Source organism: Streptomyces graminilatus, assembly GCF_001418565.1.
Classification (GTDB): Bacteria; Actinomycetota; Actinomycetes; order Streptomycetales; family Streptomycetaceae; genus Streptomyces; species Streptomyces graminilatus.
In genome coordinates, this window is sequence record NZ_LIQQ01000393.1 from 1 (window position 1) to 9,878 (window position 9,878).

General features: G+C 64.9%; 12 protein-coding genes and 1 pseudogene. 4 read left to right on the forward strand and 9 right to left on the reverse strand.

The features are described 5' to 3' along the window. The 4 genes from AOK08_RS30145 to AOK08_RS30160 form a co-directional block, all read right to left on the reverse strand. A partial coding sequence (locus AOK08_RS30145; RefSeq protein ID WP_157876864.1) for a sigma-70 family RNA polymerase sigma factor occupies window positions 1-300 on the reverse strand: 300 nt, incomplete at its 3' end. Window positions 301-883: 583 nt separating this feature from the next. Next, window positions 884-1,648, reverse strand: coding sequence for an IS5 family transposase (locus AOK08_RS30150; protein ID WP_055531940.1), 765 nt, complete (start codon window positions 1,646-1,648; stop codon window positions 884-886). A gap of 273 nt (window positions 1,649-1,921) precedes the next feature. After that, a complete protein-coding gene (locus tag AOK08_RS30155; protein ID WP_055531922.1) occupies window positions 1,922-2,494 on the reverse strand; it encodes an RICIN domain-containing protein in 573 nt (190 codons plus the stop codon). A gap of 565 nt (window positions 2,495-3,059) precedes the next feature. Beyond that, window positions 3,060-3,461, reverse strand: a complete 402-nt coding sequence (locus AOK08_RS30160) for a hypothetical protein (RefSeq protein ID WP_055531923.1) — start codon at window positions 3,459-3,461, stop codon at window positions 3,060-3,062. 596 nt (window positions 3,462-4,057) lie between these two features. Between AOK08_RS30160 and AOK08_RS30165 the strand changes: the two genes are divergently transcribed. Next, the gene (locus AOK08_RS30165) at window positions 4,058-4,429 is read left to right on the forward strand and encodes an AbrB/MazE/SpoVT family DNA-binding domain-containing protein (protein WP_055531927.1); all 372 of its coding nucleotides are present in this window, start codon (window positions 4,058-4,060) and stop codon (window positions 4,427-4,429) included. Then, a complete protein-coding gene (locus AOK08_RS30170; RefSeq protein WP_055531928.1) occupies window positions 4,401-4,826 on the forward strand; it encodes a type II toxin-antitoxin system VapC family toxin in 426 nt (141 codons plus the stop codon). The genes AOK08_RS30165 and AOK08_RS30170 overlap by 29 nt, the downstream gene beginning before the upstream one ends. A gap of 187 nt (window positions 4,827-5,013) precedes the next feature. Here AOK08_RS30170 and AOK08_RS46065 read toward each other — a convergent pair whose 3' ends face one another. The 5 genes and pseudogenes from AOK08_RS46065 to AOK08_RS30190 form a co-directional block, all read right to left on the reverse strand. Then, a complete protein-coding gene (locus tag AOK08_RS46065) occupies window positions 5,014-5,553 on the reverse strand; it encodes a hypothetical protein (RefSeq protein ID WP_157876866.1) in 540 nt (179 codons plus the stop codon). A gap of 1,287 nt (window positions 5,554-6,840) precedes the next feature. Beyond that, window positions 6,841-7,269, reverse strand: coding sequence for a hypothetical protein (locus AOK08_RS47735; protein ID WP_055531929.1), 429 nt, complete (start codon window positions 7,267-7,269; stop codon window positions 6,841-6,843). Further along, window positions 7,263-7,487: pseudogene (locus tag AOK08_RS30180) on the reverse strand (ATP-binding protein); the annotation flags it as partial. The pseudogene AOK08_RS30180 and the gene AOK08_RS47735, both read right to left, overlap by 7 nt. Window positions 7,488-7,599: 112 nt before the next feature. Then, entirely contained in the window at window positions 7,600-8,145 is a 546-nt protein-coding gene (locus AOK08_RS30185) for an ATP-binding protein (RefSeq protein WP_055531931.1), read from the reverse strand. A 140-nt stretch (window positions 8,146-8,285) separates the two neighbouring features. After that, the gene (locus tag AOK08_RS30190; protein ID WP_055531933.1) at window positions 8,286-8,489 is read right to left on the reverse strand and encodes a hypothetical protein; all 204 of its coding nucleotides are present in this window, start codon (window positions 8,487-8,489) and stop codon (window positions 8,286-8,288) included. A gap of 218 nt (window positions 8,490-8,707) precedes the next feature. Here AOK08_RS30190 and AOK08_RS30195 point away from each other — a divergent pair, with 218 nt between their 5' ends. Further along, window positions 8,708-9,580 (forward strand): helix-turn-helix domain-containing protein, encoded by an 873-nt coding sequence (locus AOK08_RS30195; RefSeq protein ID WP_055531937.1) that lies wholly within the window; start codon window positions 8,708-8,710, stop codon window positions 9,578-9,580. A gap of 9 nt (window positions 9,581-9,589) precedes the next feature. Further along, window positions 9,590-9,784, forward strand: coding sequence for a DUF397 domain-containing protein (locus AOK08_RS30200; protein ID WP_055531939.1), 195 nt, complete (start codon window positions 9,590-9,592; stop codon window positions 9,782-9,784). The last annotated feature ends 94 nt before the right edge of the window (window positions 9,785-9,878 follow it).

A 9,878-nucleotide genomic window follows, 5' to 3' on the forward strand; every position in this document is an offset into this window, starting at 1 on the left:
GGAGAGGGCGGCCCGGGCGAGGGGGGTGGAGTCGGTGAGGTCCATGGGCCGGGCGCGCTTGTTGCCGGCGGCGAGCATGTCCAGACAGACGTTGGTGGCGATCCGATAAAGCCACGACCGAAGACTGGACCGCCCCTCGAACTTCTCGAAGTTCCGCCAGGCACGGACCATGGTGTCCTGCACGGCGTCCTCGGCCTCGAAGGACGAGCCGAGCATGCGGTAGCAGTACCCGGTCAGTTCGACGCGGTACCGCTCCAGTTGCACGTCGAGATCTGTCGCAGTAGCCGTACTGTCACCCATCGCCAACCCACCCCATGGCTGCCTTCGTCGCCGCACGGCGACCCAACACGAAGAAAGCTAGCGCAGCCCACTGACAACGGCCCGTGCAGCGGGAAAAGGTGCAGGTGGGAAGGGGTTCGCGCGCCCAGGCCGCACCTGTCCCGTTCCTGGAGGCTGCCGCCCCCAGACCCCCGCTTCGGCCCTGACTGATGGTGTGGGCAGGTGCTTCCGGGGGTGGTGCCTGTGCGGAGTCAGCGGCGGGGCGGCTGGGCCCGCCCAACCCGCGGCTGGCTTTGGCATTTCCATCGGCACCGCCCACGCTACGTAGCAGCCGTCATCGACCTGCTCGCTGACTGTGCCCACGACCTGTTGTGGGCCCAACGCCCTCGACCGATATTTCCTGCAGAGGTCCGCGCCGTGTCCATAGAATCCTGCGCTGATGAAGAGACGCGTCCAGTTCACCGAGCAGGTTGCGCGGTTCCGTGATTACATGCCGGCCGCAGATCGAGAGAAGTTCCTGTGGCTCGTCAAGAGGATCGCAGCGGACCCTGAAGGCGCCGACAGTCACCTTGCCTTCACGACCGACACTGAGCCTTTTCCATCTTCAGTCTGAGCTGGCCAGATGAAGGGTGAGGACAGCCTGGACGAGGCTCGTGATTCGGGTCGTCGAGCAGCGGAGCTTGCGCAAGAGCCGCCAGGACTTGAGGGTGGCGATCGCTTGTTCGACCAGTGCCCGCACCTTCGCATGGGACCGGTTGACGGCCTGCTGACCGGCGGACAGCTTCTCCCATCGGCCGCGGTAAGGCAGGCGGACCGTGCCACCCGCGCCCTGATAACCCTTGTCCGCCCAGCAGTTGATGCCGGCCTGGGCGAGAGCGTCGATGATGCCGTGTTCGCGTGCGGCCCTGACGTCATGGACGGCACCGGCCAGGGCTGGCGAAGCCCACAGGAGACGACCCTTCGGGTCGGCTATGACCTGCACGTTCATGCCGTGCTTCTCATGTTTGCCCGAGTGGAAAGGCCGGTCGGCGGCGATCCTGTCGATCGGCAGAAGCGTCCCGTCCAGGATCAGGTACGCCTTCGTCGACGCAGCCCGTACTGCTTCGGCGAGCGTGGGGGCAAGGGCGGCCAGGAGTTCCACTGCTTCGCTGATGTACCGGTAGGCGGTGGTGGTGCCGATCCCGAAACCGGCCGCGAGCTGGGCGTAGGGCTGGCCGTTACGGAGGTGCGTGAGAGTGAGCAGGGCTTGTCGGCCCGCGCTCAGGCGCCGCCACCGGGTTCCGAGAGCGTGGCGGTGTTTCCTCAAACGGGCGGCGAGGAAGCGGAGGGCAGAGCTGGACACGTCGACGCCGGACGGGTAGACAAGCATGCGAAGCCTCTGGTGGAGACGGTTCTCTTGGTCGAAACCCATCTACCAGGGGCTTCACCTGTCAGTCAGGCCAACTGCCCCACCAACGCGAGAGGTTGGAAAGGCTCACTGCCACAGCAGGGCCTCCTGGTATTCGCCCCGGGATCGCATCCCGAACCGCCAGAAGGCCCTGCCGTTGTGAACGCCGTTCCTGCCGTGTGATCGCCCCGGCAGGAACGGCGTTCGGTTGAGCAAGCCCGCCGAACGGTGAGCGGCAGGCTGCTCGGAAGCGGCCTAACTCACGATCCAGACCTGGGCCGCCGCCGGGTGTGCGTCGTCGCAACTCCACTGCATGAGCTGGCTGCCGGCACCGCCGACCGTGTCGAGGCACAGATTGGTGCCCACGTGCCTGAACTTCGCGCCGATCTTCTGGTCGACGATCACGGCGGTCTCGACCCACTGTTCCGACGCCAGCCCGTCACAGAGGTACTCGTCGACGGCCTCGCCCGGAACGCTAGTGCCGTTGTTGACCTCGGCGCAGTACCCGCTCGCCTGATTCACCAGGTAGTAGGTGTCCGCCGAACCGGTCGACACAAACGCCCAGTTCTGCGTGCTGGAGCCGTTGCAGGTGGCCAGCTGAAGTCTGACGTTGAGCACCCCGCCGGGCGCGTCCACGCATTGGCTGTAGGCCATGTTCTTGATCGTGTGATAGCTGCTCGCGGCAGCGGCGGCCGTGACACGGGCGGACACTCCCGCCGTAGAGTCCGGCGTCGGCACGGCGGCACTCGCTCCCGTCGCCAACGTGACCATGCCCGCGCAGCTCAGAAGCGTCGCCGCCAGGACGGTGATCCTGTTCTGGATCTTCATCGTCGCAACTCCTATGACTTGTCGACCGGAAACCCGACTCCGTCTCGCTCGGGGATAGTGTGTCCCGGCGAAAGCGCGCAGTCGCCTTCTGTTCCGGCCAGCGGACCAGCCATCGCTTCCTGGCTTGTTCCTCTACGTCCGAACTAACGCGGGAGGTTGGAAAAGGCTCACTGTGACGCGCGCGGCTTGGGAAGACCGAGTAATGGTCCACTACGTCGTGACGAGCTTCTTCGTGGTCGTCATCGAGGCTGACATCTACGACGCGTCGCGTGGCTTCAACGAGGTGTAGTCGGCCATGAGCAGGCCTTGTCCACCGGAGCAGCCCTGACTACGGATGCTCCATATCGTTCGTGCGTGGCACTTGCGGCCCTGCTGCCAGATGCACGCTTTCCAACTGTGGTGGTGGGGTGATGGCGCTCGTACGGGGCCGTTCACCTGCGTTCATCGGTGGTCCGTCGTCAGGTGGGTCTCGGCTTCTGGTCTTGGCTGAACGTCGGTGAACTGGGCTGAATGAGACGGAAACTGAGACGGACCACAGCCAACCTGACTCGCGGTGAGGGGTTGTTCACCAGTCTCGCCACTGGTCAGTGAGCTCGTACCGACCGAGCCCGTGCCTGGCGGTCAGGGCTGCAACGTCGATTCCTTGCTCGGTAAGGGCCTCATCGATGTAAGAGCACAACTGCTCGCGTTCGTCGGTCTCGAAGGCGGATTCGTCGTGAGCTGCGTTCACTGCGTTCAGGGCCAGGACGACACGCTCCACTATGGCGAAGATCCGTGCGTCGTCTTCTTCGGCGACGGTAGGCAACTCGGCTTCGAACGTGTCGAAGACTGCGTCGGTCTCCAGCAAGAGCTCGTCAGGGAACAGTTCGACCATGCACGCGCAGTCGGGATCCAGGGTGCTGGCGGCAAGCTCCGCGACCTCTTGGGCTATGCCCTCGCGCCAGTTCGTTGTTGGTCTCTTGGCCATGGGACGGACCGTACAGCGCAGGTCTGACAGCGGGACTCGCTTTCACGAGGGGCCCTCAGCTTGGGAAGCTCGGGTTCTTTGGCAGTAGTTGCTGCACTGACCAGCGGCGAAGCTGCTGTGAGGCATGACGGGCTGACGCGTTGTTCCCCGCCATTCCCCGTGATCCCCCGCACGACCTTGGCACGGATCTGGCACGACCTCTTCGTTGGGCGCCGGCGTGCCGTCTGCGTCGCCGGTGAGCGCGAAGAGGCAGCCCACACTCCACTCGATGTGGGACAAGGTCAGATTGGTGACGCGGATAGTGTTAGGTGTATCGTGATGGTCGTAAGCCCACAAGTCGCAGTCCTCAGCATTTCGGGTTGAGCGAAGGTGGCGCGGGCCTGCGACCAGAAACAGAGGACACCAAAAAGGAGACCTCTCCCCTAGAAAGGATGAGCGGCGCTCCCTCGCCTAGTGGCGGGGGAAAGACCTGCCCACCAGTGAGGCAGTCGCGCCGGGCATCCCGGACGGATGTCATTCCTGTTCGGGACGCCGAGGGGGGATTCGCAGCCTGGTTTCGTGCGCACGGAGCCGGCCCCCTACAAGGAGCAACAAGCATGAGCGAGCCCACTCGCACCAAGGTCGGCCCCCGCGGCCGGGTGACGGTTCCCGTCGCCCTCCAGCGGGCCGTCGGCCTAACCGAGGGGGCCGAGGTGATCCTCCGGGCCCTGCGCCCCGGCGTCGTCATCGTGGAGACCCCGCAGGCGGTCAAGGACCGTATCCGCGCCGGCATCCCGCCGACCGCGGAGACGGAGGCTTTCGACGCCGTCGGTGACATCCGCACTCTGCGCGGCGCCGACGCCAGCCGGTTCGACCACCTGGGCGCCTCTCGGGAGCTAGATCAGCCCGTTTCCGGGGCTGGTCCACCTGATCCCGATGGCCTTCTCGAGGAGTACCAGAGTGAACCGCGAAACCCCCGTCGTCCTTGACTCCAGCGCTGTACTGGCGTGGGTCTTCCATGAGGAGGGAGCCGACTTCGTCGACGAGCTGCTGCCTGAGGCGAGCATGTCGACCGCCAACTTCGCCGAGGTGACCACCGTCTGTCTCCGCCGCGGATACCTCAATCCGCCTGAACAGCTCCACCAGGACCTCACGGCCCTCGGCCTGCGCGTCGAGCCCACCAGTGTGGACGAGGCGGTCCGGGCCGGGAAGCTCGTCTACGAGTCCTATCGCGACCGGCAGCACTACGGCGGTCGGACGCTCGCCCTGGGTGACGCCCTGTGCATCGCCCTTGGCGAGCGCCTGAACCGGCCGCTGGTCACCGGCGACACCCTCTGGAAGGACCTGGAGGCCAGGTTCACGGTTCCGGTAAACCTCTTCCGGTAGCCACAACTCAGTGAGCCTGGCACCGCTGTGGTGTCAGGCTCACTGCTGTTCGCCTGCGTTGAGACGCAGAAGCACACGGTTCCGGAGGGCCCTTCGGTCCCGGGCGTATGCCCAGGTCACGGCTGCACGAGTGATCCGTAGTTAGGCCCTTGTCCACGAATAGTCCGCGACTCGCGAGACGATCTCCTCAAGAGACCGACTCCGGATCCCGCAGATCTAGGGTCAGGCTCCGAGTGGAACGAATCTTCTTGCCCCCTGCTCTGTGTACGTAGCCCCTGATGGGATGCGTTTCATGCGGCCATACTCCTCGACACGCTCGAATCAGATCGGGCACGAACTCAAAAGGCATAGCCCACGTGCCTTCCTGATGAGGCTCCAGCACGTACGGCATGGGTGTCTCGGTGATGGCGTCCTTCACGGGCTTGGCGCTGAGTCCCTTCGGCACGTCGATGCCGAAATCGAGCAGCTGCACGCCGAGTCGGCCGTGATTCACAGCCTGAACGACCAGTACTAGTTGGCTGAAGCCCTGACTCTCGAACGACGCGAAGGTCTCGTTGAGATCCTTAACCTTCTCTACCGGGACTGTGATCAGGCCACCTCGGCCGTATGCCCCTACTGCCATGCGAACCCGGATGCGCGGCCCGTTGAGCAGATAGAGCGCGAGTTGCCAGGTCAGATTTGCCGTGGCAACACACAGGGCGATGATGCTGATGATCAGGCTGGTCACTTGACTATGATCGCACCGCGAAGCGGCGGTCTGTGTCGAAGTGACCGGTACGTCACATAGCGGTCGGCGGAGTCTCAATGACGCCAGTCAAGTGGGCCAGCTGAGACCTGAGCACAAGTTTGGAAGATCGCGTATGCGGATCACGGCGGACCTGCGGGTTCGCTGACCTGCGGGTACCGCTTTCGTGAGCCACTGGGCGCTGTTGTTTCCCGTGTTCCCCCTCGGACGGGCACGAGGGGGACGCGGTCGACCTAGCGGATGAACAATGCCGCTGCTCCGGTCAGAGCAGCGATCAGACCCGCGAAGGCCGAAACCCAAGCCGCTGCATGAGATGCCTGGGGTGACTGGGCCATTTCCCTGGGTGTACTGTTCTGTGCACTGGGCAGTGCGCTAGGTTCAACGGGCACGCCGCTTTGGGTGGAGTCGTGCTGGTACACGAACTGCTCCTAAATTGTTGAATATCGAGTGACCCGTGCGGCAAACCCGGTGGTGCGGGAAGCCATGCGGGTCTTCGGTGTGCGGGATTTTAGCAGGCGCGACGCGACAACTGGTCTGAGTCTTCAGGGGGTTGTGGGGCGTCGCTCGGTTGATCTGTCTGGAGACCGTAGCAGCGGCTCGCCTGGGTCCCAATCCAGTCACCAAGCAGACGCTCACTTCCAGCAACGAAGCGCTTGGCGTAAGGCTGGTTCCTCGGGGACGGGCATTTCGGTGTAAGCGCTGGTTGCGAGGTCAGGGTGTATATACACCGTGTGGTCAACGTGTAGCCAGGCTGTGCTCGCCAACATTGGCTGGAAAATCTCGATGGGAGCTGTGGCGTCGACCGATGCGCTCGCTGCCGTCCTTGCCCACCACTTAGCTCCGCTTCCATCCCGTCCGCCGTCGACCCACACACCGTGGAGCGGGCGTGGTTCAGGGCGTCAAGGTGGAGCGCGCCACTGTACGAACGACCTTGACGCCCTGGGCCGCGTCTGCCCGGCTCTGCCTGGGTCGATGGCGGACGGGATGGAAGCTCCCCACGCACGCCACTACGGACCCGCAGCCTCGAACGGCGCCCCCTCCGCCCCGGTGCCGGCCGATCCCCCGCCGGAGGCTCGTTCTGACCGTGGCCGCTTATACGGTGCTCAACTCATGGCCTCCGGCCCTATCCACTGTGGGCGCGCGTCGGCGGCGGCAGCGCCGAGCGGGCCGAAGGCAGGAGCGCGGGCGCAGCCAGAGCCGGGAAGCGCGCCCGGCGGAGCGGAGCGCAGCCGGGGCTTGAACCAGTAGAGAAAGTTGTAACTCAGTCGGTCAGCTGGGATCCGACACGGTCTGCTGGGATCCGACATGCTCGGTTCTGTGGCTGGTGGGGGTTTTGAAGTCGTGTGCGCAGGCCGGGAGTTCGGTTCCTTGGTGGTGTGCGAGGGGTAGGAAGAGTGCCGGTCGGACTGTCCAGGTGATGCGTGTGTCGGCGTGTGTGATGGAGACCGTGCAGGGTTTTGCGCGTAGGAGTGCTCTCCGTGTTTCGATGCGTCCCTCGTACAGCCACGCCCATGCCTCGTCGGAGGCGCCGGAGTCGAGGGCCGGCGTGATGGTGCGTAGGGCGATGGCGATCCATCTGTCTGCCTGGGGTGGCGAGTACGCGTCGAAGGATTCCCGGAGTACGGGCTGTTCCTCCTTGGTGAGGTCCTGTGTCCAGCACTCGCACCAGAAGCCCCGGCGGGGCCAGTTGGTCAGCACGGATGGCCTCCCCTGTGCGTGTCGGTGAAGAGTTCCGCGGTCACCGTGTAGCCGCCCTGGCTGCAGTGGACCACGACCCGGTGGGCGAGTGCGCTGACCATGCCCAGGCCCCGGCCGTGCTCCGCCTCCTGGTCCCGGTGCTCGACCTTCGGGGTCGTGCCGGTACCCCCGTCGTCGGTGACCGACAGGGCGATCACCTGCGTCGAGAACGCGAGCGCGAAAATGGTGCTCGTTCACCTCGTCCCCTGCCTGGGCGCCGAGAAGCTCGACTTCAGGTTGCGGCGAAGCCGTGACGTGTCACCCTGGCCCGCAATCGCCTGACCACCTCGGTCATGTGGCCGGGTCGTTGCGCCACGTCTGCACGCCAGTCTGGCGGGGTATGGCGACGGACCGAGTGGCATCATCCTGCACGTCGGTCGGAGCCGGACTGCCAGGGAAGTCGAGCTGCGCCCATACGGTCTTGCCGGAGTCCGGGAACCGCGTGGGGTAGGTGTAGCCCCACTTGGAACTCAGCTTCTCGACCAGATGGAGGCCACGCCCGCCGTTGTTTTCGACCGAGGGCGGCCGCAGTGCCGGAGGCGTGCGGTCCTGGTCATGGACGTAGATGTGGATGTGGTCGGGGAAGCACCACAGCGTCAGGATGAACCGGCGCACGCGGCCATCCACCACCCTGGGCGGCGGAGTGTCTGCGGCACCACTGTGCCGAACGGCGTTGGTGGTCAGCTCCGACACGACCAACTCCGCGTCATCGATGACGCCTTCCGGGACGCCCCACTTCTTGAGGACGTCCCGGGCGTGGATGCGGGCCCAGCGGACGGCGGTCGGTGCGCAGGCCAACTCGAAGCGGTTGGACCAGGGGTGAGGCGGATTCGTCATGACCGTTCCTCCGTGTGGAGTCGGCCGGTGGGTGAGTGGTTGAGACGATGGGTGGCGAGCATCTTTCTGATGGTCATAGTGCTGGCCTCGTTCGAGGGGCGCGGCCATCTTCGGCCGCTGGTGGGGGACTTACGCGTCGGTCATGGGCCCGTTTGCCTGGCCACTGAGAGGCCGAGTTCGCGGGCCAAGTCGGTCGCCAGCGTCATGGCCTGGGCTTCGGAGAGAGTCTCGATGCGCAGGCCGTCCCGGCCGAAGTAGAGCAAGAAGCCGTGTTGACCTGGTGCGACCCGACGTATGAGCGGTACTCGCAGACCCGGGGTCTGGCCGAACTCGTTGTTGACCAACGGGGCTCCTTGGTCGTGACCAGTGGGGGGAGTTCGTCACAGTCGGTACTTGCGGAAGTGCCAGTAGTGACGTGCCGCCTACGGTAGACCGGAATCTGTTCTTGTCGCAACGGTTCTCAAGGAACGGTTCCGTTCGTCAGGAACGGTTCCTTGATCATCGGATACCGTCCGGCCGGGAAAGCGGGCAGACTGGTTCCAAGGCAAAGAGGAGGAGCTAGGTGGTCGAGCAGACACCGACGGTGCGCCGCCGTCGTCTGGGCTCTGAACTGCGCAAACTGCGCGAGGGGGCGGGCGTTGGTCTGGAGCAGGCCGCCGAGACGCTGGAGTGCAGCCGTTCCAAGATCAGCCGAATCGAGCTGGGGTATCTGGGTATCCGGGTCCGCGATGTGCGCGACCTTTTGGCCAGTTATGGCGTCAAGGATGATGAGCTTCTTGAGCGGTTGACGGCGCTTGCCCGGGACGGCAGCAAGCGCGGGTGGTGGGACGCCTATGGTCAGATCATCCCGCCTGCCTACGCCAACTACCTTGGCCTTGAAGCCGATGCGGGGTACATCAGGACGTTTCAGTCCATCCTGATTCCCGGCCTCCTTCAGACCGAGGAGTACAGCCGGGCTGTCATGAAGGCCAACCCCGCCATGGTGCGGGATGAGGTCGTGGACACCCTGATGAAGGTGCGGGCCGAGCGCCAGGTCATCCTGACGCGCGATCAGGACCCGGTGCGCTTCTGGGCCATCATCGGGGAAGCCGCGCTACGGACTCCTGTAGGAAGTCCGGCCATCATGCAGGCCCAGCTCGATCACCTGGCGAAGATGACCGAGCGGCCCAACATCACGCTCCAGGTGCTGCCGTACTCGGTCGGCGCGCACGCCGGACTCAGCGGCCCGTTCCTCGTGCTGTCGTTCGCTGTGCCCAATGACAGCGGGGTCGTGTGGCTGGAGAACCTGTCTTCCAGCCTGTACCTGGACACGCAAGAGGAAGTGGCCGGGTACACCCTCGTCTTCGACGACCTGCGTTCCAGCGCGCTCAACCCCGCCGGCTCCCTGGAACGCATCGCCAGGATCGCTCACGAACTCGGGACTAAAGGAAACTAGAGGTATCGCATGGACACCCCGACGAACTGGCGCAAGTCAAGCTTCAGCGGCAGCACCAACGAGTGCGTGGAGATAGCCGACCTGCCGGGCAGGGGTCGGGCTGTGCGTGACTCCAAGAACCCCGGTGGCGGATTCGTCTCGTTCACCGCGAGTGAGTGGCGGGCCTTCATCTCTCGCGTCAAGGGCAGCGATTTCCATCAGTAGATGCCTGCCGAGAAGAGCCCGACCGGCACGCAGGCTGGTCGGGCTCTTGCATTTGGTCGGGTGCCCGGCAAACAGGCCGAGACGGGTGGGTGGG

Excerpts from the sequence above, each read along its gene's own strand:
- AOK08_RS30150 (WP_055531940.1), bottom strand. The coding sequence starts at position 1,648 with ATGCTTGTCTACCCGTCCGGCGTCGACGTGTCCAGCTCTGCCCTCCGC.
- AOK08_RS30155 (WP_055531922.1), bottom strand. The coding sequence starts at position 2,494 with ATGAAGATCCAGAACAGGATCACCGTCCTGGCGGCGACGCTTCTGAGC.
- AOK08_RS30160 (WP_055531923.1), bottom strand. The coding sequence starts at position 3,461 with ATGGCCAAGAGACCAACAACGAACTGGCGCGAGGGCATAGCCCAAGAG.
- AOK08_RS30165 (WP_055531927.1), top strand. The coding sequence starts at position 4,058 with ATGAGCGAGCCCACTCGCACCAAGGTCGGCCCCCGCGGCCGGGTGACG.
- AOK08_RS30185 (WP_055531931.1), bottom strand. The coding sequence starts at position 8,145 with ATGACGAATCCGCCTCACCCCTGGTCCAACCGCTTCGAGTTGGCCTGC.
- AOK08_RS30200 (WP_055531939.1), top strand. The coding sequence starts at position 9,590 with ATGGACACCCCGACGAACTGGCGCAAGTCAAGCTTCAGCGGCAGCACC.